Consider the following 23350-nt stretch of genomic DNA (forward strand, 5'->3'; position numbering starts at 1 on the left):
ATGGTCGGGGTCCGTGTGCTTTGCGGTGGCCCCTTGCTCATCACCATGTTCACGCGAACAGGCCAGCCCATTCCGCCGCAACAGCGCCCGCTGGCTGGCGGATTGCCCAAAGATCAGGTGAAAACCTGCGCAACGCACAAAAAACAGGCAACACACGGCAACGCGCCGATTATTTGGCTGTTAAAGTTGTATCCGCCGCCGCATCGCAGAAACGATGACCCTGCCAACTCTGAATGAATGAGTGGGTGTGTGACGACTGGGTGAATTGAGCCTCAGACCAGCCGCCACACGGATGCAACAGAAGTTGCAGGGTAAGGGTATGGTCGACGGTGCGATGCCGCAAGGGCCGACCCCCGCCCTGCGGGGAGAACCAGATGAATTTCCTGAGAACCACACTTGCGGCCCCGATTGCCCTTGCCGCATTTTCCGCACCTGTCTGGGCCGCAGATTGCCCGATCAAGGTGGGTGTCCTGCATTCCCTGTCCGGCACGATGGCGATTTCCGAAACCACGCTGAAAGACACGGTTCTGATGCTGGTGGACAAGCAGAACAAGGCCGGGGGCCTTCTTGGCTGTCAGATCGAACCGGTGGTCGTTGACCCCGCCTCCGACTGGCCGCTGTTCGCCGAGAAGGCCCGCGAACTGCTGAGCGTGCAAGAGGTCGATGTCATCTTTGGCGGCTGGACCAGCGTGTCGCGCAAATCGGTGCTGCCGGTGATCGAGGAACTGAATGGCCTCATGTTCTATCCCGTGCAGTACGAGGGCGAGGAAAGCTCGAAAAACGTCTTCTACACCGGGGCCGCGCCGAACCAGCAGGCAATCCCGGCGACGGATTACTTCCTGGACGAACTGGGCGTCGAGAAATTCGCGCTTCTGGGCACCGATTACGTCTACCCACGCACGACCAACAACATTCTGGAAAGCTATCTTGCGTCCAAGGGCGTATCCGAGAACGATATCTTCGTGAACTACACACCGTTCGGGCATTCCGATTGGTCGAAGATCGTGGCCGATGTCGTCGCTCTTGGTGCCGACGGCAAGAAGGTCGGGGTGATTTCCACCATCAACGGCGATGCCAATATCGGGTTCTACAAGGAACTTGCCGCTGCGGGCATCAATGCCGACGACATCCCCGTCATCGCGTTCTCGGTGGGCGAAGAGGAACTGTCGGGTCTGGATACCACCAACCTTGTCGGGCATCTGGCCGCGTGGAATTACTTCATGTCATCGGACACGCCCGAGAACGCCGAATTCGTCAAGGACTGGCACGCATTCATCGGTGACGAAAAGCGTGTCACGAACGACCCGATGGAAGCCACCTATATCGGTTTCAACATGTGGGCAAATGCGGTGACGGCAGCGGAAAGCACCGAAGTGGATGCCGTGCGCGCCAAGATGTACGGGCAGGAATATCCCAACCTGACAGGCGGCACCGCGGTGATGAACGGCAACCACCACCTGTCCAAACCCGTCCTGATCGGCGAGATTCAGGAAGACGGTCAGTTCGACATCGTCAGCCAGACCGATGTGGTTGCGGGCGACGCCTGGACCGATTTCCTGCCTGCCTCGGCGGTGTTGAAATCGGATTGGATGGAGCTTGGCTGCGGGATGTACAACACCGAAACCGAGACCTGCGTCCAGATCAAATCCAACTACTGATCAAAACCTGACGAAACGGGAACGGGGGGCCTGCCCCCCGTCGCCTGATAGGAAACATCATGAAAATCAGAGTTTTGGCCGCCCTCGTGCTGGGGCTGGCCTGCGGGTCGGTTGCCGCACAGACCGCCCGAACCGCGCCAGACGGCCTTGAACCGGTGCAAACCATCCTGCAGGAGAACCGCCTGCTGATCGAGCAGGGTTCGCGCACCACCATCGGCCCTGTCATCGACGCGCTGGCCAACAGCGGCCTGCCCCAGGCCCAGGCCGTCCTGCAGGCATGGCAGGCCAAGGATATGTGGCAGCGCAAGTCAGACGGGTTGTTCTTTGCCGGGCAGAAAGCCGACGGCAGCTATACCCTGACCGACTTCGACAGCGGCGAAACAGTTGGCCGTGCGGACAAGAACGCGCTTGACCAGATCAAGCCGAACTCGGGTATCCGCGCGCTGATCGGTGCGGCGCTGGTGCAGTTTCAGCTCTCTGATCCCGATCCGGCGTTGCGTGCCGATGCCGTGGCCACGATGGCGCGCAGGGCCGATGCGTCGATGCTGGCCCCGCTGCGCGCGTCGATTCCCGGTGAAACCGACCCCGCCCTGCTGGCACAGAAAAAGCGGCTCGAAGCGCTTTTGACCATGGCATTCGACCCCGATGATGCCGCGCGCGTTGCTGCGATCGATGCGGCGGGCAGCGATCTGGGCCTTGATCTGCGCGCCACGCTGAACCCACTGGTCGCCACCCGGCGCGCGGTCTCCGCGGGGGCCGTGCCCGAGGGCTTGAACATTGCGCGCCAACTGACCCCAGGCACCGACGCCTTGCCCCGGGCCGAGGCCTGGGCGATGCTGGTGCAGGCCGGGCTGGCAGCGCCGCTGAAAACTCCCCATGACCGCAACGCCGCGCTGGAACAGCATATCGAAAAGGGCAAGGTCGGCGGCGTTCCTCTGGTGCAGCTGAACAGCGAGGCAAAGCGCGATCAGGCCTATGCCAATCTGGCGGCGGCGGGCCTTGTGACAGGGTATGTCCCGGCTGAGGAACAGGCCAGAACACTGGAAAGCCACAGCTTTTACGATGAATACCTTGAACCTTCCGCGCCCGTCACCGAAGCGGCGCAGGCGGCGCTGACGCGGATCGCCCTGAAGGTCGGCGCCAATCAGGCGCTGGATCTGGGGCTGGATGCACTGTCGCTGGCGTCGATCTATTTCCTGGCGGCAATCGGACTGGCGATCACCTTTGGCGTCATGGGCGTGATCAACATGGCCCATGGCGAATTCATCATGATGGGTGCCTATACCGGCTATGTCGTGCAACAGGTGGTGCCGGGGCACACCCTGTCGATCATCGTGGCGATCCCGGCGGCCTTCGCCGTCACCTTCATGGCCGGCGTCGCGCTGGAGCGGCTAATCATCCGGCACCTGTACCAGCGCCCGCTGGAATCGCTGCTGGCCACCTTCGGTGTCTCGATCGTATTGCAGCAGTTGGCCAAGAACATCTTCGGCACCCAGGCCCGTCCGCTGACGGCGCCTGCCTGGCTTGACGGCGCTTGGGTCGTGAACGACGTCGTGTCGATCAGCTTCATCCGCATTGCGATTTTCGTGCTGGCGCTGCTGTTCCTTGCGCTGTTCCTATTCATCATGAAGCGCACGCGCCTTGGCCTGGAAACCCGCGCCGTCACGCAGAACCCGCGCATGGCCGCATCCATGGGGATCAACCCGGCGCGGGTGAACATGCTGACCTTCGGGCTGGGGTCGGGCATCGCCGGGATCGCGGGTGTTGCGATCGGGCTGTTTGCCAAGGTCACGTCGGAAATGGGCGGCGGCTATATCGTCCAGAGCTTCATGACCGTGGTGGTCGGCGGCGTCGGCAACATCTGGGGCACGCTGGCCGGGGCTGTCATGATCGGATTCACCCAGAAAGGGATCGAGTGGTTCAACCCCTCGAACACCCTGGCGGCCCAGACCTACATGATCGTGTTCATCATCATCTTCATCCAGTTCAAGCCCCGGGGCATCATCGCCCTCAAGGGCCGCGCGGCGGGGGATTAAGACCATGCAACGCTCGTTCTTCGCCCGCAATCCTTCGGCCCTGGTGTTCATCAGCATCCTGGCCATAACGGTTCTTCTGGTCACGATCTTCTCGGATGCCTTTGGCGTCGGGCCGATTTCAACATCCTTCGTCAAGACCCTGGGCAAGACCCTTTGCCTGTGCCTGGTCGCGCTGGCGATGGATCTGGTCTGGGGATATTGCGGCATCCTCAGCCTGGGCCATTTCGCGTTCTTCGGCCTGGGCGGCTACATGATCGGCATGTGGCTGATGTATCGCCGCACCCATGACATCGTGGTGGCGTCGATGGCCGAAAGCGCCCTGCCCCCCACCCCGCAGGACATCACCGATGCCATCGCCAACCAGATCTTCGGCGTGGTCGGGTCGGCCGATTTTCCGCTGATCTGGTACTTTGCCGACAGCCTGTTCCTGCAACTGGCCCTTGTCGTGCTGGTTCCCGGGCTGCTGGCGCTGGTGTTTGGCTGGCTGGCCTTCCGCAGCAGGGTCGCGGGTGTCTATCTGTCGATCCTGACACAGGCCATGACGCTGGCCCTGTCGCTGTATCTGTTCCAGAATGACAGCGGCCTGCGGGGAAACAACGGGTTGTCCGGCCTGCAGAACCTGCCGGGGCTGGACCAGGTGCCACAGTCGGTGGTGTCGGTCTGGTTCCTCTGGGGCTCGGCGCTGGCGCTGGCGCTGGGGTATTTGCTGGCCGCTTGGCTGGTGTCGGGAAAGTTCGGGTCGGTCATGCGCGGGATCCGTGACAACGAGGCCCGCGTGCGGTTCCTCGGCTACTCGGTCGAAACCTTCAAACTGGTGGTCTTTACCCTGACCGCCTGCATCGCCGGTATCGCGGGGGCGCTGTATTACCCGCAGGCCGGCATCGTGAACCCCGCCGAGATCGCGCCGATTGCCTCGGTCTATCTCGCGGTCTGGGTGGCCATCGGCGGGCGCGGCCGGCTTTACGGCGCGGTGATCGGCGCGGCCTTCGTCAGCCTTGTGTCGTCGTGGTTCACTGGCGGTCAGGCCCCTGACGTGCCGCTGGGGTTCTATACCATCAAGTGGGTCGACTGGTGGCTGATCGTACTTGGGCTGTCCTTCGTTCTGGTGACGCTTTTCGCGCCCAAGGGCATCGGCGGTCTGGTCGATCTTTGGGTCCACCGCAAAAGCCCCGACCGCCACGGCGCGGATCTGGGGCCAAGTGCGGGTGCGCTGCGTGAACAGGAGGCCTCGGAATGAGCACGCTTCTCGAAGTATCCGGCGTTTCCGTCAGCTTTGACGGGTTCCGCGCCATCAGCAACCTCAGCTTCCGGATCGCCAAGACAGAATTGCGCGCCGTGATCGGGCCGAACGGGGCCGGCAAGACAACGTTCATGGACATCGTCACCGGCAAGACCAGGGCAGACGAGGGCCGCATTTCATGGGGCGATGAGGGCACATCCCTGCGCGGTCTGTCCGAGGCCCGCATCGCGCGCATGGGGATCGGGCGAAAGTTCCAGAAACCCACCGTGTTCGAGGATCAGACCGTGCAGGAAAACCTGCTGATGGCCCTGAAGAACAAGCGCGGCGTGTTCGGCGTACTGTTCTATCGCCCGTCGGATCGCGATCTGGACCGCGTGGCGGAATGGGCAGGTGAAATCGGGTTGGCCGATCATCTGCTGCGCAAATCGGGTGAACTGTCGCACGGACAGAAACAATGGCTGGAAATCGGCATGTTGCTGGCGCAGGACCCCCGGCTTCTGCTGATCGATGAGCCTGCTGCCGGCATGACGCCGCAGGAGAGGGAAAAGACCACCGACATCCTGGTGAAAGCCGCCCGGACCCGCGCGGTTGTCGTGGTGGAGCACGACATGGATTTCGTGCGGCGGCTGAACTGCAAGGTCACGGTGCTGCACGAAGGCTCGGTCCTGGCCGAGGGCAGCCTGGACCACGTCACCGCCAATCAGGCGGTGGTTGATGTATACTTGGGACGCTGAATCATGCTGGAAATCGACAATCTCACCCTGCACTACGGCCACAGTCAGATCCTTTACGACATTTCGCTACGGGCGGAACCCGGCAAGATCACCTGCGTGATGGGCACCAACGGCGTTGGCAAGACCAGCCTGATGCGCGCCATTTCCGGCACCCACCCCCGTTCGGGCGGCGGTGTCAGCCTTGATGGCGAACCGCTGGGCAAATTGCCCGCCCATGTGCTGGCGAACAAGGGCGTGGCCTATGTCCCGCAGGGGCGCGAGATATTTCCGCTGCTCACCGTGCGCGAAAACCTCGAGACCGGGTTCAGTTGTTTGCCCAAGGACGAACACGTCATTCCAGACGAGATCTACGAGCTGTTCCCCGTGCTCAGGCAGATGCAGTCCCGGCGCGGCGGCGATCTTTCGGGCGGGCAGCAGCAACAGCTGGCCATCGCCCGCGCCCTGATCCTGAAGCCCCGGTTGCTGCTGCTGGACGAACCGACCGAGGGCATCCAGCCCAACATCGTTCAGCAGATCAGCGACGTCATCCGCCACCTGCGCGACACCCGCGACATGATCATCGTCCTGGTCGAGCAGTATTTCGACGTGGCCTACGACCTGGCCGACCGGTTCCTGGTGCTGCGAGGCGGGCGCATGATCCTCGACGGAGACCGCGACACCATTACACGCGGTGAATTGCTGGCTGGCGTTTCGGTCTAGCCCGATCCTTGGTGGCCTGCAAACCAGGCGGCTTGCCCGTATAATGCGTTGATTGCCCATGCTTTACATCAACCGGGCATTCGTGCGGCGGGCGGGGCCAGAACCTTCCCATGGCAATTGCCGCCAGATCTTTCCAACGCCATGGACCCGCCGGACCCCGGGCCGCAATGCCTGTCCGCCTCAACACCGACCGGCGTGTCGTAGAACGCGGATCGGCTGAGCCGATCCAGCTTGCCTTGCCGACTGATGCCCAGTTCAGGGTCATCCAGTTTGCTCATCGCGCGTTTCTTCACGGGGCGCACCGCTTCTGCCCTTCGGGCAAAAATCTGTTCTCGACCGCCAGCCTCCCAATCTTGGCATGGCGTTCATTGATTTCTGCTTCTGTCGGTCCTTCCGGTTTTGACTCCACAAGCAAGAACTTCGGTCATGCCTTCAACAGCCTGATGCTTTCATGCGCGGATCTGTGCTTCATCGCAGACGAAGCGTCGATTCATCCGACCTGCCCGCAGATCGTTTTCGGCAATCGCGGTATGTTGCACGTCCGCGCTCAGGTGCGCATTGCACGTCTGGATGTGCATTCCGGCACCTACGGCGGGGTGATGCCCAATGCCGCCAACCGCCTCATCGGGTTTCTGGCCGACCTGATCGGTTCTCCCCGGCCACCCGGCTCATCCGGGGATGTCGGGCAGTGCGCGGGCATTCTTGCGCCAGATCAGCCCGATGCCCGACCCGACGATCACGGCGGCTCCGGCGATCATCGCGCCGTCGGGAACATCGCCGAACACCAGCCACCCCATGACCACAGCCCATGGCAGGATCGTGTACTGAAATGGCGTGATAAGCGCCGCATCACCCAATTTCAGCGCGCGGTTGACGCAGACATGCGCCAGCATCGCCACCACTCCCAGAAAGCCCAGCAGCGCGAAATCGGGGGCCGTGGGCGCCACCCATGTGGCGGGGCCAAGGACAAGCCCCGCGACCAGCGCGCCGACGATCTGCCAGAACACCAGCACCGTGTCGGGCGTGCCGCGCAGGCTTCGCCCGGTGATCATCATGCCGGCAAAGCTGGCCATGCCGATCAGCGCGACGATCATTGGCCATGGGTCGATCACCCCCGCCGGGTCCAGCGCGATCACCACGCCGACAAAGCCGATGGCGATGAATGACCAGCTGCGCCAGCCCACAGGTTCCTTGAGCAGGAAGGGCGAAAGCGCTGCAACCAGCAGCGGCACGGCCAGCCAATAGGTCATCACATCGGCCAGCGGCAGGAACCGCACCGCCCAATAGAAACAGAACACCTCAAGCGTGGAAAAGACCACGCGCAGCGCCTGAATTCCCGGCCGTTCCACCCGCACCAGCCGCCTCAGCCCGAAACGCCAGAGGATCGGCGCCAGAACGATCAGGGCAACGACGCTGCGCACCAGAAGAACCTGGCCAACCGAATAGGTGGCAACCAGCCATTTGCCCATGGTGTCATTGGCGGCAAACAGGAACATCCCGACCAGCATAAGTGAGACGCCCAGAAGTGCTGGGGAAAGACGCCACCAGCTGGGGGCGGAAACGGTGGCGGTACTCATGGATCGGCAAGCCTCACATGCGGGCGGCGCCCCCGAGGGGACGCCGCAATCGGGGTTTGGGTCGGCGATCAGCCGCGGATTTCGTCCAGCTTCGCGCGGATCGCCTCGACCACGTCAGAGCCGATGGTTTCCGCGTGCTTTTCATAGACAGACTGTACGGCTTCGCGAATGCGCTCCATCTCGGCCGGATCGACCTCGTTGAAGGACATACCCGCCTCCTGCACCGCGGCAAGCGATTTGCTGGACAGGGCGCGGCTTGCGGCGCGCTGTGCGTCTCGGCCCACGGCGCCGCATTCCTTCAGGATCGCGTGCTCTTCATCGGAATAACTGTCCCAGATCGGCTTGGAGAACAGCAGCATGAACGGCGTGTAGGCGTGGCGCGTGGCCGACAGGTAATCCTGCACCTCGTAGAACTTCGAGGTATCGATGGTGACATAGGGATTTTCCTGCGCGTCGATGGTCTTGGTTTCCAGCGCGGTGAACACCTCGCCAAAGGCCATGGGCATGGCATTGGCGCCGAGGTTCTGGAATGTGTCGAGGAAGATGTTGTTCTGCATCACGCGCACGCGCATGCCTTCGAAATCTTCCAGCTTGGTCACCGGGTGCAGCGAGTTGGTGAGATTGCGGAAACCGTTCTCCCAGTAGGCCAGGTTGATCAGCCCCGAATTTTCCATCTTGCCCGAGATCATGTCACCGAAATCGCCGTCCAGCACGGCGTCGGCCTCGGATTCGTCGGCGAACAGGAAGGGCAGGTCGAACACGCCAAGGGCCGGTTCGATCCCAACCAGCGGCGAAGTCGAGGTGATGACCATCTCCTGGGTGCCCGAGCGCAGCGCCTGGGTGGCCTGAAGGTCATCGCCCAGCGACGAGGACCAGAAGGCGTTCAGCGTCCATTTGCCGTCGGTCTTGTCGACGATGCATTCGCGCATGGCCGCCACGCCGTCGGCGACGGGGTGGGTTTCGGACACGCCGTTGGACAGGGTCAGGGTGCGTTCCTGGACCTCGGCCATGGCCGGCAGGGCAACGCCGGCGGCCAGGATGGCCGTCAGACTGAGGTTGGCTAGGGTCTTCATGTTGGTCTCCTCCACATGTTCTGTTTGGTTCTGGTTCTCACCCTGTCACCGCAGGAATTCCAGCGGCACGAGGACGATCTGGGGAAAGGCGATCAGGATCATCAGCACGATCACCTGCGACAAGAGAAAGGGCGCCACGCCATAGATCACCTGGCCCAGGGGCACCCGGGCCACGCCGCTGACCACGTTCAGCACCACCCCCACGGGCGGCGTGATCAGCCCGACGCAGGTGGTCATCACGAAGATGACGCCGAAGTAAACCGGGTCGATCCCCGCCTCGCGCACCAGGGGCATCAGGACGGGCGACAGGATCAGGATCGTCGGCGCCAGATCAAGAACCGTACCGATCACCAGCACCAGCAGGACGATGACCAGCATCAGAAGGCGCGGCCGGTCGATCAGCGGCTGGATCAGCCCGCCGATTTCCGCCGGAATGTTGGCCCGCGTGATCAGCCAAGATGTGACCAGCGCCGAGGCCACCAGGAAAAGCACGATCGAGGTGGTCTTCGCCGCCGTGACGCAGACGCCGTAAAGATCGCGGATCTTCAGTTCGCGATAGATGAACATGCCGACGAACAGGGCATAGACGGCGGCGATCACCGCGGCCTCGGTGGGCGTGAAGATGCCGAACCGGATGCCCCCCAGGATGATGACGGGCATGAACAGCGCCCAGATGGCATCGAAGGCGGCGCGCCCGCGCGCCTTGCCCGACTGGCGCGGCAGCGTCTTTACCTTTTCCTTGCGGGCAACGAAGGTCCACATGGCAATCAGGGCCGTGGCCATCATCAGGCCGGGCACGATGCCGCCCATGAACAGGCCGGTGATCGATACATTGGCCGCCACGCCGAAGATGATGAAGGCGATCGAGGGCGGAATCACCGGGGCGATCACCCCGCCCGCAGCCATCAGCCCCGAGGCACGCGGCACGTTGTATCCTGCATCGCGCATCATCGGAATCAGGATCGCCGCCAGCGCCGCCGAATCGGCGGCGGCCGAACCCGACAGGCTGGCCATGATCACGGCGGCAAAGATCGCCACCAGCCCCAGCCCGCCGCGGATGTGCCCCACGCAGGCAACCGCGAAGCCGACGATCCGCTTGGATAGCCCGCCGGCGTTCATCAGTTCGCCCGCCAGAAGGAAGAAGGGAATGGCCAGCAAGGTAAAAGTATTGGCCCCCGAGATCATGTTCTGCGCCACGATCTGGGTGTTGAAGATACCCATATAGCCCATCAGGACGATGCCGCAGAACATCAGCGCAAAGGCCACCGGAACGCCGAAGGCCAGGGTGCCGAACAGGGTGACGAGAAAAACGCCGATGGTCATCGCGTCACCTCTTCCTTCGGGCTGCGCAGGTCTTCGGGCACCAGTTCATTGGGGTCGATCTCGCCGGCGAAGCGGGCGATCTCGGCCTCACTCATCCGGCCGGTGACGATGCGCAACAACCGGATAACGGCAATCAGCCCGATTCCGAGCGAGGTGAAATAGCCGACACCGAAGACCCAGATCATCGACATGCCCACCACCGCCGCCGTCATCGAGGCGTTGATGTCGTGCTGTTTCCAGGTGCCCCAGAAGAAGACCGCCATGCAGATCAGCACCACGATGTTGCTGACCGCCATGCAGGCCAGCCGGCCGCGCCGCCCGAACAGGCGCACCATGGTTTCCACCCCGATATGCCCGTGTTCGCCAAAGGCCAGAACGGCGCCGGTGAAGGTGAGCCAGACGAAGAAATACCGTGACATCTCTTCCGAGAAATTCAGCCCCGAGTTGAACGCATAGCGCAGCACCACGTTGCCGAACACCATGATGACCATTCCCACAAGAAGCAGGACAAGAACCGCCTCGATCATGCGTACCAAGGCTTGGGTCAGCCGTTCCATCGCCGACTCCGATGAACCTGTGTCTTGATGTCCTGCACCAGGTGTCCTCCCCAAGGCCGTGCGGTCATTGGCATTTTTCTGACAGGTTCGCGCCACGGTTGCAACGCCAACAGCAGCCTCCTCTGACCGGGATTTTGCACCGGCGATCCCGACCGGCGCGGCGCGCGGGCTTTCAACCGGCGCGCGCCGGGGTTAGGGATTGGCATCGCCAGTCAGAAACCCGCAGGACACAACCCATGAAAATTCTCGTTATCGGCGCCGCCGGCATGATCGGCCGCAAGTTGACCCAGGCGATTCTCGATCAGGGCGGGATCGGCGGAGGCAGGGTCGATCACATGCTGCTGGCCGACGTGATCGAACCCGTTGTGCCCGCGGGGGCCCCGGCCACGGCGCTGGCCGTCGATCTTGGCGATCCCGGCACGGCAGCGCGGCTGCTGGCCGACCGGCCCGACGTGATCTTTCATCTTGCCGCCGTGGTATCGGGCGAGGCCGAGGTGGATTTCGAGAAGGGCTATCGCGTCAATCTCGACGGCACGCGCGCCCTGCTGGAAACCATCCGCACTACCCCGGACTACATGCCCCGGCTGGTCTTCGCCTCATCACTGGCCGTGTTCGGCCCCCCCTTCCCCGCCCGCATTCCCGACGATTTTGCCCCGACCCCGCGCACCAGCTATGGCATCCAGAAGTTGATGGCCGAATCGCTGATCTCGGATTATTCGCGCAAGGGCATGGTCGAGGGCGTATCGCTGCGCCTGCCCACCATCTGCATCCGCCCGGGCAAGCCGAACCGCGCCGCTTCGGGCTTCTTTTCGGGCATCCTGCGCGAACCCCTCATCGGACAAGAGGCCGTGCTGCCCGTGCCGGACAGCGTGCGCCACTGGTTTGCAAGTCCGCGCAGTGCCACGGGGTTCTTTCTTCATGCGGCAACGATGGATCTGGCGCCGCTGGATCATCGCCGTGCCCTGAACATGCCCGGTCTCTCGGCCACCGTGGCCGAGCAGATCGAGGCCCTGCGCGCCGTGGCGGGCCAGGCGGCGGTCGACCTGATCCGCCCCGAACCCGACGCGCTGGTGGCCGGCATCGTCGAGGGCTGGGCCAGCGATTATGACGCCACCCGCGCCCATGCCCTGGGCTTTGCCGCCGAAACCGATTTCCAGCAGATCATCCGCGCCCATATCGAGGACGAGTTGGACAACCAGGCGTCAATTTCCGGCTGAGAAAGTCCCGCCACAGCGCGGGAAAGATCGCGACAGCCCCAGAGAGGAACCGGCCGCCCAAGGGCGCGCCCGGTTCCGCCAGCCCTGGCATGGCGGGCATGTTCGCATCGCGCGCTGTCGCCTAGGCACCGGGGGGCCGGCCATTTCCGGCCTACCGCGCCATCCAGGTCTGGTTGAACCAGCCCGAAACCTCGCCCGGCCATTCCATCGCCCTGCCCTTTGTGTCGCGAAGAACGCCGCTGTCGAACAGAAACTTCGCCATCGTGGCGAAACGGTCTGCATCTATCGTGCCCATCGGCGTGCTGCCCTCTTTCATGTAGCCGCCTTCGACGATCTTGGTCATCGAGCCCCGCACCAGTTCGGGGCGGGGAAAGTCGCCCGCCGCGATCAGCAGATCCGCCGCCTCGTCGGGGTGTTGTTCGGACCATTCGTAACCGGCCTGGGTTGCCGACATGAAGGCCGCCACCCGTTCCGCATCCGCGCGCAGAACGTCGCTTCGGGTGCCGATATATCCGTTCTGCTGATCGGGGACGCCGTAGTCGGCATAGGTGAACGAAGACTGATCGCGGCCCAGAAGCTCGCTGTTCACGCCCTCCCATGTTGCGACTTCAAGGGTGAAATCGACCCGCCCGGCCGCCAGGGCCTCGTAAGCGCCGGCGCCCAGCGTGACGGTGTCATAGACCGGATCGCCGCCGTCGTGGTCGATCATGGTACGGATCAAGGCGTCTTCCCAGGCGCTGCCGAAGCCTGCATAGGTCTTGCCCGACAGATCGGCGGGCCGGGTGATTTCGGCATTGTCGCTGTTGTAGACCAGCCGCCCGGTTTCGTGCTGCATCGTCGCCCAAAGCGCCGTCAGGTCGGTGCCGGCTGCCCGTGCGCTCATGAATCCCAGGGCTGTCATATAGGCGAAGTCCGCAACACCCGAGGCCAGAAGCGCGGTGGAACTGGTGTCGGAATAGGGCAGGATTTCCACCTCCAGCCCCGCCTTTTCGTAAAGCCCACGGTCACGGGCCGCGATCAGGCCGACGTGATTGGTGTTCAGGGTCCAGTCCAGCGCGATGGTCACCCGGTCCTGCGCCTGGGCGGATATGGGCAGGGCAGTGCAGAGGGCCAGGATCAGGCTGCGAAATGTCATGGTCAGGTCTCCAGAAGCAGGTTTTTCAGGGTGGTCCGAATCTCGGCCAGGGCGGCCTCGCTCCGGTTTTGGCGGGGGGTGGTGATGGGGATGTCGGCCGCCAGGGGGCCGGGGCCGGCCGACATGACAAGAAGGCGGTCGGCCATCTGTGTCGCTTCGTGCAGGTCGTGGGTGACCATCAGCACACCGCGCGGCACCCGGGCCAACCTGTCGCAAAGCCAGCCCTGCATTTTCAGCCGCGTCACCGCATCCAGCGCCGAGAAGGGTTCATCCAGAAGAATGAACCGGCTGTCCTGCACAATGGTGCGCAGGAAGGCCGCGCGTTGGCGCATGCCGCCGGAAATCTGGTCGGGGTACAGGTCTTCGCAGGTTTCAAGGCCGAAATCGGGGAAGAACGGCCGCACCTTTGCCCGCGCGGCGGCGGGGCCTGTGCCCGCCACCTCAAGCCCAAGCGCGGCGTTGCCCGCGATGGTCAGCCAGGGAAACAGGGCGTCGCTTTGGGGTTGATAGGCAAGGGCGCAATGCGGGCGCGGAATTGCCTGCCCGTTAAGCAGAAGCGCACCTTCGGCGTCGATCCCGGGGGCCAGGATACCGGCCAGCCATTTCAGGACCGAGGTCTTGCCGCAACCGGAAGGCCCGATCAGGCAGGTGATCTGCCCCACCTCAAGGGTGCAGGAAAAATCGGTGACAAGGGCGCGCCCCTTCACCGACAGCGTCAGCCCCTCAACCCTCAGCATTGCGGCTCTTTCGCTGGGCCGGGTCGGTCAGGCCTTCGATCAGGCGCAGCGCCGCCAGCAACGACAGGGTAAGCCCGGCCGAAACCACGACAGCCGCCAGAACCAGATCGGCCCGAAAGCTGTTCTTCGCCGTGAGGATGTAGATGCCCAACCCCTGCCGTGCGCCCGCGTATTCGGCAAAGATGGTCGCGACGATGGCATAGGTCGCCGAAATCTTCAGACCGGCAAAGAAGGAAGGCCGCGCCGTGGGCAGGGTGGCGCGCCGAAAGATCGCCCAACTCCCTGCCCGCATTGCCTTCAACAGGTCAAGATAGGCCTGGGGTACCCGGCCATAGCCCGACAGCAGGCTGACAAGGATCGGAAAAAAGGTGACAAGGATGACCAGCAGCACCTTGGGCAGGATGCCAAAGCCGAACCACAGGATCATCAGCGGCGCCAGCGCGACCAGCGGAATGGTCTGGCTGGCGACAAGCAGCGGCATCAACCCGCGCTGCAACCACGGGCTGAAGTGAAGCGTGACAGACGCAACGAAGGCGAAGGCGACCGAGGTGGAAAAACCCAGCGTCGCCACCCCGATCGTGCTGATGGCATGGGGCGCAAGGGCCGCGCGTTCCACCACAAGGGCGCGCAGCACATCCGTTGGCGCGGGCAGGATCAGGGGCGAAACGGCCGCCATGGCGCAATAAAGCTGCCACGTCAGAAGAAACGCGGCGCCCAGCAACAGGGTCGGCAGGATGGATTTCACAAGCGGCATGGAATCTCCGGGCGCGCGGCAACCGCGCAGCGTCGCAATCAGACGGGAGAGGCGCTGGGGCTGTTGGCCGAAGCGGTCAGGTCGATGGTGACATGGCCCTCGGCGGGGCCGAACCGCAGGAAAGCCTGGCGGACCGTCTCGAAGACCGCGCCGGCGTCGCCGCGCAACCGGGTGCAGAAGTTCTTGGACTTCAGGAAGGTGCCCGAATCCTTCAGGAAGGCGATGCAGCCATAGATTTCGTCCATGTGCCGGTCCTGCCCCAGCACGTAGAGCGAGAACTGGATGTCCACCACCACCCCGGCGGCGGGCGCGGCACCGACGGCCTTCAACGCCTGTGCCGTCCTTTCTGCAAGCGTCTGATCCTGCGCCCGCACCAGTGTTTCGCAATGGCAGGACGGGTCATCGGGTTCGCCCGGGCATCCCCGTGACAGGGTGACATGCATGGTGACGTGATCGGGCTGGCGCGCGGCCGCGGCGAAAAGATCGCGGATCGCGTCGAACAGCGGGTCGGGGGCGCCGACCATGAGGGTCGAGATATCGTCGGTCTCGATCCGCAATTCGCCTTGATAGGGGGCCAGGGCGCTAAGCGCCGATGTGATGACCTCCACGAAACGTGAGGTCATCGGATAGAGTGACACTTGCGCGCCTATGAACATATTCCCTCGCTCCGCCGGCATTATCCGGATCAGCTGTGAAGGGTTCGCGCGGCCTGCGCATCTCAGCCCCGCTTGGGGCACCCCTGGTCATGATGTCGGCATTTATGGCGGGCTGAGGATCGGTGTCAACCCGGTCGGCGGAACCGGCAGACGGGAAAGGGGAACGGGCTGAAACCTTCAAGCAAGGCTGATACAACTGGGCTTCACCGCCATTAGGTGCAGAAAATGCAATCAAACCTTTCATTTTTGCAATTTTTACATCTGGCGACCCGCGTTAGAGTTGGGATCACAACAAGGGAGGAACCAATGAAAGTTCAACGCTGGCGCAGCCTCTGCGCCGCGAGTGCCATCGCACTTGCCACGTCCTTCGCTCCCGCTCATGCCGGCCCCGAGGACGATACCCTCCGCGCCGCCATGGCCGAAGAGATCCTGAACCTCGACTACAACTATACCACCAAGCGCGAATACATCATCCTCGCGCAGCTGACAGACGCCACGCTGTTCAACCTCGACCCCGAAACGCAAGAGGTGAACCCGTCGATCGCCACCGCGTACAAATGGCAGGACGACATGACGCTGGACGTGACCCTGCGCGACGATGTGAAATTCCACGACGGCAGCACGCTGACGCCCGAGGATGTCGCCTATACCTACAACTGGATCGCGAACCCCGAAAGCGAATCCAACGCGACCGGCGTGGTCGAACGCTGGCTGGACAACGCCGAGGTGACAGGCCCCAATACGGTGCGGTTCCACCTGAAATCGGTCTATCCGCTGGTCCTGCGCGACATGGCCAACCGGATCATGATCCGCAAGGCCGGCACCTATGACCCCGACGGCAAGATCAACCGAGACGCCATGTCCAGCGATCTTGTCGGCACCGGGCCTTACCGGGTTGTCAATTTCGAACCGGGCACCGAACTGGTGCTGGAGCGGTTCGGGGATTACTTCGGAGAGGCCCCCGAGATCGGCAATATCGTGGTGCGCAACATTCCCGATGTGGGCACCCAGCAGGCCGAACTGATGTCGGGCGGCATCGACTGGATGTTCAAGGTGCCGCTGGACCTGGCCGAAAGCCTTGGCGCAACGCCCATGGCCACCCACCTGAGCGGCCCCGATCTGCGTGTCGGCTTCCTGGTGCTGGACGCGGGCGGTTATACCGACCCGGACGGCCCCCTGACCAACGTTCTGGTGCGCCGGGCCATAAACCATGCCCTGAACACGCCCGAGATGGCCGAATACCTGATCGGCGGCTCGGCCGAGGCGATCCACACCGCCTGCCATCCCGCGCAGTTCGGCTGCGATCAGGAGGCGGTGGCCTATCCCTATGACCCCGAGAAGGCAAAGGAGCTTCTGGCCGAGGCAGGGTATCCCGATGGTTTCCCGCTGGAGCTCTGGGCCTACCGCGACAAGGCCGCCTCCGAGGCGATCGCGTCGGACCTGGCAAAGGCGGGCATCGACGTGACCCTGCGCTACGTCAAGCTGGAAAGCCTGAACCAGGCCCGCGCGGCGCGTGACATCCCGGCCTATTTCGGCACTTGGGGCTCGGGCGGAACCGCCGACACCGCCGCCATTGCGCGCATTCACTTCTCGGGTGAATCCGACCGCGACATGTCGGGCGACAAGGATCTGGCCGAACTTGTCCTTTCGGCCGAACAGACCGCCGACCAGGAAAAGCGCAAGGAGATCTATTCGGAAGCGATCGGCAAGATCGCAGACCAGGCCTATTGGGCGCCGCTGTTCTCCTACTCGGCCAACTACCTGGTGTCACCGCAACTGGATTTCCCGCTCGACCCCGACGGGCTTCCGCGGCTTCAGAATTCCGCCTGGAAGTGACACCTTCCCCGCGGGGGCCATCCCGGGCCCCCGCACCGGCGCCCGCGCGCCAGAAAGGACCACCGTTTCATGTTGCGTTACATTGCCCTGCGCGGCCTGCTTGCCCTGCTTGTCGCCTTCACCGTCTCGCTTGCGGCCTTCCTTCTGCTGAACGTGGCCGCGGACCCCGCACAGGCCATCGCCGGCGAGGACGCCACCCCCGACGTGATCGAAGCGATCCGCGCCCGCTACGGGCTCGACCGGCCGCTGTCGGTGCGTTACTTCGACTGGCTGGGCGGCGTTCTTACGGGCGACTTCGGCGAAAGCTATTACTGGCACAAGCCGGTGGCGGAACTGGTCACCGACCGGGCCGATGAAACCATCACCCTTGCCCTTTCCGCGCTGGCCGTCACCATCGTCATCGCCATTCCGCTGGGCGCCATGGCCGCGCTGAACCCCAACAGCTGGATCGACAGGTTTGCCCTGGGCGTGGCCGTGTCGGCCCAGGCGGTTCCCAACTTCTGGCTGGGGCTGATCATGATCATCCTTTTCGGCGTCATGGTTCCGATCTTCCCCGTTTCGGGCGATGACAGCTGGAAACACTTCGTGCTGCCCGCCTTCGTCCTGGGCGCCTCCTCCGTTCCGGCCGTCATGCGGCTGACGCGCACCGGCCTGATCGAGGTGATGGGCGCCGACTATGTGCGCACCGCCCGCTCGAAGGGGTTTCGCGGCTGGCCGCTGCTGCGCCGCCACGCCATGCGCAACGCCCTGCTGCCGGTGATTTCGGTGCTGGCGGTGCAGCTTGGCCAGAAATTCGGCGGATCGGTCATCACGGAATCGATCTTCGCCATCAACGGACTGGGGCGGCTGGCACTTGAATCGATCCTCGGCGCGGACATCCCGACCGTGCAGATGCTGATCTTCGTCTTCGCCATCGTCTTCGTCGTCATGAACCTTATCGCCGATATCCTGAATGCGGCGCTTGACCCAAGGATCCGGATCGGATGACCAGTACAGACCAGACCTTCACCGCCGACCCCGAAGACGGCACGACCTTCGCCCTGACGCCCGGCCAGATCTTCCGCCGTCGGATCTTCGGGCATACCGGTTTCCTGATCGGGGCCGGGCTGATCCTGGCGATCGTCCTGATCGCGATCTTCGCGCCGCTGCTGGCCCCCCACGATCCCTATGCGCAATCGCTGTCGGCACGGATGCTGCCGCCCGTCTGGTCGGACGGGGGCAATCCCGATTACCTGCTGGGCACCGATCAGAACGGGCGCGATTACCTCAGCCGCCTGATCTATGGCACCCGGGTTTCCATCACCATCGGCCTTGGCGCCGCCACGGTCGGTCTGCTGATCGGCGTCACGCTGGGCGTCATGGCCGGGTATTTCGGCGGCTGGATCGACCACGCCATCAGCTTCCTGCTGACCGCGCAACTGGCCCTGCCGGGGCTTCTTCTGGCCATGGCGCTGGTCTTCATCATCGGGCCGTCGATCTGGGTGGTGATCGGTATCGTCGGCGTGCTGCACTGGACCTATTACCTTGTCGTCACCCGCGCCGCCACACAGCGCATCCGCAGCCAGGATTTCGTGGCCGCGGCCTCGGCTTCGGGCGCCAGCCCGCGCCAGATCATCTGGCACGAGATCATGCCGAACCTGCTCAGCTCGATCATCGTGATCTTCACCTTCGAACTGGGCATCGCGATCCTTGCCGAAAGTTCGCTCAGCTTCCTTGGGGTCGGCATCCAGCCCCCGACACCCTCGTGGGGCCTGATGATCGCCGAGGGCAAGCAGGCCATGTTCTATCGGCCTTGGCTTGTGGTTCTGCCGGGCATCTGCCTGTTCCTGCTGGTCATCGGCGCCAACCTGATGGGCGACGGGCTGCGCGACATCACCTCGCCGGAGGGCCGCAACGAATGAGCACGCTTCTTGATATCCGCAATCTGCATGTTTCGCTGAACATTCCCGACGGACAGTTGCGCGCGGTGCGCGATGTCTGCCTGTCGCTGGACAGTGGCCAGTCACTTGGCATCGTCGGCGAAAGCGGGTCGGGCAAATCGCTGACCGCGCTGGCGCTGATGCGGCTGCTGCCCCGCGCCGCCGATTGCCGCGCCACGCGGATGCAGTTCCAGGGGCAGGATCTGCCCGCCCTGTCGGATGCCGCCTTCGCCCGCGACATCGCCGGGCCACGGATCGGGATGATCTTTCAGGAACCCATGACCTCGCTGAACCCGGTCTATACCATCGGGCGCCAGATGACCGAAGCCGCCATCGCGCGCGGAATGCTGTCCGGGCCCGACGCCCGCAAGAAGGCGATCGACCTTCTGGACCGCACCGGCATTCCCGACCCCGAGGCGCGGCTGGCGCAGTTCCCGCACCAACTGTCGGGGGGGCAGCGCCAGCGCGTCATGATCGCCATGACCCTGATGCTGGACCCCGACCTTCTGATCGCGGACGAACCGACAACCGCGCTGGACGTGACGGTGCAGGCGCAGATCCTTGACCTGCTCGACGATCTGCGCCGCGAACGCCGGATGGGAATGATCCTGATTTCCCACGACCTTGCCGTGGTGGCCGAGCGCAGCGACAAGGTTGCCGTGATGTACGGCGGCGAAGTCATCGAACAGGGCACCTCGGCCGAGGTGCTGCGCGCACCGGCCCATCCCTATACCCAGTCCCTGCTGCGCGCCATTCCGCACCTCGGGGGGCCTCCGGGGCGGCTGGGGGCCATTCCCGGCACCGTTCCGTCGTTGCTGCATCCGCCCCGGGGCTGCATCTTTGCGCCGCGCTGCGCCCACCGCTTGCCGGAATGTACCACCGCGCGCCCGCCCCTGCGTGGCACGGGCGACACCCACCGCTATCTCTGCACGCTGGATCACCCGCCGCAGGTTCGCCTGACAAGCGACCCCCTGATCGGCAGCGGCGCCGTCGACGGGGCCGAAGACGTGATCGCGGCCTCGCACGTTACGCAGGTGTTCCAGACGCGGAAGGGCCTGTTCGGCCCCAAACGCGAGATCCGCGCGCTGGACGATGTTTCGCTGTCGCTTCGGCGTGGCGAAACCCTGGCGCTGATCGGCGAAAGCGGGTCGGGCAAATCCACCCTGGCACGGATCATGCTGGGCCTTTCGGTGCCCACCCAGGGCCAGGTGACGATGCTGGGGCGGCCCGTTTCCGAAATCTCGGGGACCGAGCGCGCATCCTTCGTGCAGCCGGTCTTCCAGGACCCCTATTCATCGCTGAACCCGCGCCGCCGCCTGGCCGAGATCATCGCCCGCCCGCTTGTCCTGCGCGGCGATGGCGATGCCGCCGCCCGCAAGCGCGCGGTGGAAGAGGCGATGGACCTGGTGCGCCTGCCCGCGCGCCTGTTGCACGCCTATCCTTCGCAGCTTTCGGGCGGCCAGCGACAGCGCGTGGCCATTGCCCGCGCCCTTGTCACCCGGCCAAAGGCCCTTGTCTGCGACGAACCGACCTCGGCGCTGGATGTCAGTGTTCAGGCGCAGATCCTGAACCTTCTTGACGACCTGCGCGCAGAAATGGGGCTGACCTGCCTGCTGATCACCCATGACATGGCCGTGGTTCACCAGGTCGCCGACCGGGTGGCGGTGATGTACCAGGGCCGGATCGTCGAGGAAGGCCCGGCCCGCAACGTTCTGGCCAACCCTGCCCACGATTACACGACCCGCCTTCTGGCCGCCGCGCCCCGCTTTGCCAACGATGCCCCGGTGCCGGAGGTGGCGCAATGAAGATCGCCCATCCCGACCTGACCCCCGCAACCCTGTTCGCGCGCGAAACCCTGTGGCAATCTTGGCTGGATATCGAAGCGGCCCTGGCCGAGGTGCAGGCCGAGATGGGGATGATCCCCGGCCCCGCCGCCGAAGGCATCCGCGCCGCCGCCCGGCTTGACATCATCGGGATCGAGGCCCTTGCCGCCGACATCCGCATCACCCATGCGCCGGTGCTGTCCCTGACGCGGCTTCTGGCCCGCGCGGCGGGCGAGGCTGGCGCCTGGGTGCATTGGGGGGCCACCACGCAGAACGTCGTTCAGACGGGGCGCATCCTGCTGATCCGCAGGGCCGACATTGCCATACGCCGCGCCCTTGGACAGGCCCTGGATCAACTGGCAGATATGGCCGCCACCCATGCCGAAACCCTGATGGTCGGGCGCACCAACCGTCAGCACGCCTTGCCCATGACCTTCGGCTTCAAGGTTGCCGGCTGGATCGAGGAACTGTCGCGCGCGGTCGATCGGCTGGATCACGGCGGCCGGCGGCTTTTCGTACTGCCCTTCGGGGGCGCGGTGGGCGCGATGCATGCCTTCGGCCCCGATGGCGAAGACCTGAACGCCCGCCTTGCCGCCCGTCTTGGGCTGGGGCAGCTTCTGGTTCCGGGCCGCGCGATCAACGACATCTTCGCCGATCATGTCGTGCAACTGTCGCTGCTGGCCATGACCATCGAACGCATCGCCTCGGAACTTTACCTGCTGATGACCGAGGAAATAGCAGAGATTTCCGAAACGCTCGATTCCGGCACGGTCGGGTCTTCCACCATGCCCCACAAGGTGAACCCCAAGTTCGTCGTGGGCGTTCTGGCCGAAGCCGCCGAGTTGCGCGGGCTTGCGGCCTCGGCGTTGGAAACCGGCGCCTCCAGCCACGAGGGGGACGCGGTGCGCAACCAGTTGGTCAACGCCGTCCTGAACCGTGCAGTGCCCCTGGCTTGGACCCTGAGCGAAGGCTTCGACGCCCTGTTGCGCCGCATCTCGGTCAACGCGCCGCGCATGGCCCGCAATGCACAGGCCAGCGGCGGCGCCATCGCCACCGAACGGTTGATGATGATGCTGGCCCCCCGGGTCGGGCGGGCCGAAGCGCACGACATGATCCACCACGCGCTTGACCACCGGCAATCGGGGCAATCGGTGCAAGACGCCCTGCTGGCCCATGACGCATTGCGCAGCCATCTGACGGAAAACGAGATTTGCGAAGGTCTGGACCCGGCTGGGTATTGCGGCGACAGCGCCCGCATTGCACGCGCGGCTGCCGTGCTGGCCCGCGATCTGGCCGCCGGGCTGGCGGGGGCGAAGGACGGTCAGATCAGATAGACGCTTTCGGCGATGCCGGGTTCCGCCGCGCGGCGGGCCTCCACATGGGCGGCGATCCCGTCAAGAAACACCTCGGCCAGTTCGGCCCTTGGCCCCTTGGCGTGAACACTGGCGTAGGTGATCCAGTGCTCGCCCGCCAGAGGGCGAAGCGCCATGCCCTGCATCGTTGTCGGCGTCATGACCATCGCGTCGATCAGGGTCAGGCCAAGCCCCTGCCGCGCCATTTCAACCGTCACCATGGTTGACCCCGTCTCGAAGGCGATGTCGGGGCGCAGGCCGGCCGTTCCCATCACCTCTTCCAGGCGGTCGCGCCAGCGCTGGCCCGCCGCCAGGGACACCAGGGGTTGCGCGGCGAACTGTTCGATATCCACCTCGCCCTCCCGCTCCAGCGGATGGCCCGCCGGCATCAGCACGCACAGCCGCGAGCGCAGGATCGGCATGATGTCGATCGGGATGATCTCGTTCTCGACGGGAAGCGAGATCAGCCCCATGTTATACCCCCGCGCGGCGACCTTGCTTTCGATCTCGAAGCGGCTTTCGACGTGGACGGTGCATTGCATCTCAACCCCTTCGCGGCGCAGGCGGGCGATGGTGGGCACCACCAGCCCGTTGGCCAGCGGTGCGGCCGTGACGACCGAAAGCCAGTTGCGGGTGCGGCTGCGGATGTCGCGGGCGATCACCGGGATTTCGTCGATCCCGTCCAGCGTGTTGGAAATCTGTTGATAGAACAGCGCGCCCTCTTCCGTCAGCTCCAAATTGCGCCGCGAACGCGAGAACAGCGAAAGCGACAACTGACGCTCGAGCTGGGTCAGCAGGCGGCTGGCCGCCGAGGGCGACAGGTTCAGCCTGTCCGACGCTTCCGACAGCGAACCGGTGGCAACCACATATCGGAAAAGACGCAGCCCTTTCAGATTCATTGCCCATACCTTTGATGCGAATGGTGCAATTGATACCGGCAAAGGTGCGATACAGTCAACAAACGTAGGAGAGATCAGAGCGGGCGGCATCGCAACCCGCCCCTGGCGCGATGCCCGCAACCGCA

Annotated in this window: 21 protein-coding genes and 1 riboswitch; of the genes, 11 read left to right on the forward strand and 10 right to left on the reverse strand. The window is 64.2% G+C overall.

Annotated features, from left to right (window positions below; genetic code table 11):
• Window positions 1-374: 374 nt before the first annotated feature.
• Genes urtA through urtE form a run of 5 tightly spaced genes read left to right on the forward strand, consistent with a single transcriptional unit; the run spans window position 375 to window position 6367 of the window.
• Window positions 375-1658 carry an urea ABC transporter substrate-binding protein gene (urtA, locus tag H7828_RS13735; protein ID WP_226781622.1) on the forward strand — a complete coding sequence of 428 codons (1284 nt, stop codon included), beginning with the start codon at window positions 375-377 and terminating at the stop codon, window positions 1656-1658.
• Between the two features lie 59 nt (window positions 1659-1717).
• Complete coding sequence (gene urtB, locus H7828_RS13740) at window positions 1718-3694, forward strand: urea ABC transporter permease subunit UrtB (RefSeq protein WP_226781623.1); 1977 nt, start codon at window positions 1718-1720, stop codon at window positions 3692-3694.
• A gap of 4 nt (window positions 3695-3698) precedes the next feature.
• Window positions 3699-4931, forward strand: a complete 1233-nt coding sequence (gene urtC, locus H7828_RS13745) for an urea ABC transporter permease subunit UrtC (RefSeq protein ID WP_226781624.1) — start codon at window positions 3699-3701, stop codon at window positions 4929-4931.
• The gene (urtD, locus tag H7828_RS13750; RefSeq protein ID WP_226781625.1) at window positions 4928-5668 is read left to right on the forward strand and encodes an urea ABC transporter ATP-binding protein UrtD; all 741 of its coding nucleotides are present in this window, start codon (window positions 4928-4930) and stop codon (window positions 5666-5668) included. Before urtC ends, urtD begins: the two co-directional genes overlap by 4 nt.
• A 3-nt stretch (window positions 5669-5671) precedes the next feature.
• Window positions 5672-6367, forward strand: a complete 696-nt coding sequence (urtE, locus tag H7828_RS13755; RefSeq protein ID WP_226781626.1) for an urea ABC transporter ATP-binding subunit UrtE — start codon at window positions 5672-5674, stop codon at window positions 6365-6367.
• A 68-nt stretch (window positions 6368-6435) separates the two neighbouring features.
• Here urtE and H7828_RS13760 read toward each other — a convergent pair whose 3' ends face one another.
• The 5 genes from H7828_RS13760 to H7828_RS13780 all read right to left on the reverse strand — a co-directional run bounded on the left by H7828_RS13760 (window position 6436) and on the right by H7828_RS13780 (window position 10897).
• Window positions 6436-6645, reverse strand: coding sequence for a hypothetical protein (locus H7828_RS13760; protein ID WP_226781627.1), 210 nt, complete (start codon window positions 6643-6645; stop codon window positions 6436-6438).
• 390 nt (window positions 6646-7035) lie between these two features.
• Window positions 7036-7944 carry a DMT family transporter gene (locus tag H7828_RS13765; protein ID WP_226781628.1) on the reverse strand — a complete coding sequence of 303 codons (909 nt, stop codon included), beginning with the start codon at window positions 7942-7944 and terminating at the stop codon, window positions 7036-7038.
• 68 nt (window positions 7945-8012) lie between these two features.
• Window positions 8013-9017, reverse strand: a complete 1005-nt coding sequence (locus H7828_RS13770) for a TRAP transporter substrate-binding protein (protein WP_226781629.1) — start codon at window positions 9015-9017, stop codon at window positions 8013-8015.
• Between the two features lie 45 nt (window positions 9018-9062).
• Entirely contained in the window at window positions 9063-10340 is a 1278-nt protein-coding gene (locus H7828_RS13775) for a TRAP transporter large permease (protein WP_226781630.1), read from the reverse strand.
• On the reverse strand, window positions 10337-10897 hold the full coding sequence (locus H7828_RS13780) for a TRAP transporter small permease (protein WP_226781631.1): 561 nt from the start codon (window positions 10895-10897) through the stop codon (window positions 10337-10339). Before H7828_RS13780 ends, H7828_RS13775 begins: the two co-directional genes overlap by 4 nt.
• Before the next feature lie 236 nt (window positions 10898-11133).
• On the opposite strand from H7828_RS13780, the gene denD reads away from it, so the two are divergent.
• A complete protein-coding gene (gene denD, locus H7828_RS13785; RefSeq protein WP_226781632.1) occupies window positions 11134-12114 on the forward strand; it encodes a D-erythronate dehydrogenase in 981 nt (326 codons plus the stop codon).
• 151 nt (window positions 12115-12265) lie between these two features.
• Here the strand turns inward: denD and H7828_RS13790 are convergent, their stop codons facing one another.
• The 4 genes from H7828_RS13790 to H7828_RS13805 form a co-directional block, all read right to left on the reverse strand.
• Window positions 12266-13249: an ABC transporter substrate-binding protein gene (locus tag H7828_RS13790; protein ID WP_226781633.1), complete on the reverse strand. Its 984-nt coding sequence runs from the start codon at window positions 13247-13249 to the stop codon at window positions 12266-12268.
• Between the two features lie 2 nt (window positions 13250-13251).
• Window positions 13252-13986 (reverse strand): ABC transporter ATP-binding protein, encoded by a 735-nt coding sequence (locus H7828_RS13795; protein ID WP_226781634.1) that lies wholly within the window; start codon window positions 13984-13986, stop codon window positions 13252-13254.
• A complete protein-coding gene (locus tag H7828_RS13800) occupies window positions 13973-14740 on the reverse strand; it encodes an ABC transporter permease (protein ID WP_226781635.1) in 768 nt (255 codons plus the stop codon). The genes H7828_RS13795 and H7828_RS13800 overlap by 14 nt, the downstream gene beginning before the upstream one ends.
• Before the next feature lie 38 nt (window positions 14741-14778).
• Complete coding sequence (locus H7828_RS13805; RefSeq protein ID WP_342592300.1) at window positions 14779-15417, reverse strand: YkoF family thiamine/hydroxymethylpyrimidine-binding protein; 639 nt, start codon at window positions 15415-15417, stop codon at window positions 14779-14781.
• A riboswitch (TPP riboswitch) is annotated at window positions 15386-15491 on the reverse strand. It overlaps the preceding gene by 32 nt.
• Window positions 15492-15702: 211 nt before the next feature.
• Between H7828_RS13805 and H7828_RS13810 the strand changes: the two genes are divergently transcribed.
• The 5 genes from H7828_RS13810 (at window position 15703) to H7828_RS13830 (ending at window position 22308) form a co-directional block, all read left to right on the forward strand.
• Window positions 15703-17232: an ABC transporter substrate-binding protein gene (locus H7828_RS13810; RefSeq protein WP_226781637.1), complete on the forward strand. Its 1530-nt coding sequence runs from the start codon at window positions 15703-15705 to the stop codon at window positions 17230-17232.
• Between the two features lie 69 nt (window positions 17233-17301).
• Window positions 17302-18219: an ABC transporter permease gene (locus H7828_RS13815; protein WP_226781638.1), complete on the forward strand. Its 918-nt coding sequence runs from the start codon at window positions 17302-17304 to the stop codon at window positions 18217-18219.
• Window positions 18216-19133 (forward strand): ABC transporter permease, encoded by a 918-nt coding sequence (locus H7828_RS13820; protein ID WP_226781639.1) that lies wholly within the window; start codon window positions 18216-18218, stop codon window positions 19131-19133. The genes H7828_RS13815 and H7828_RS13820 overlap by 4 nt, the downstream gene beginning before the upstream one ends.
• A complete protein-coding gene (locus H7828_RS13825) occupies window positions 19130-20956 on the forward strand; it encodes a dipeptide ABC transporter ATP-binding protein (protein WP_226781640.1) in 1827 nt (608 codons plus the stop codon). Before H7828_RS13820 ends, H7828_RS13825 begins: the two co-directional genes overlap by 4 nt.
• Window positions 20953-22308: a lyase family protein gene (locus H7828_RS13830; RefSeq protein WP_226781641.1), complete on the forward strand. Its 1356-nt coding sequence runs from the start codon at window positions 20953-20955 to the stop codon at window positions 22306-22308. The genes H7828_RS13825 and H7828_RS13830 overlap by 4 nt, the downstream gene beginning before the upstream one ends.
• Here H7828_RS13830 and H7828_RS13835 read toward each other — a convergent pair.
• Window positions 22296-23225, reverse strand: a complete 930-nt coding sequence (locus H7828_RS13835) for a LysR family transcriptional regulator (RefSeq protein ID WP_226781642.1) — start codon at window positions 23223-23225, stop codon at window positions 22296-22298. The two genes, H7828_RS13830 and H7828_RS13835, sit on opposite strands and share 13 nt — an antisense overlap.
• Window positions 23226-23350: the final 125 nt, after the last annotated feature.

It is taken from the genome of Oceaniglobus trochenteri, assembly GCF_020529025.1.
Lineage (GTDB): Bacteria > Pseudomonadota > Alphaproteobacteria > Rhodobacterales > Rhodobacteraceae > Oceaniglobus > Oceaniglobus trochenteri.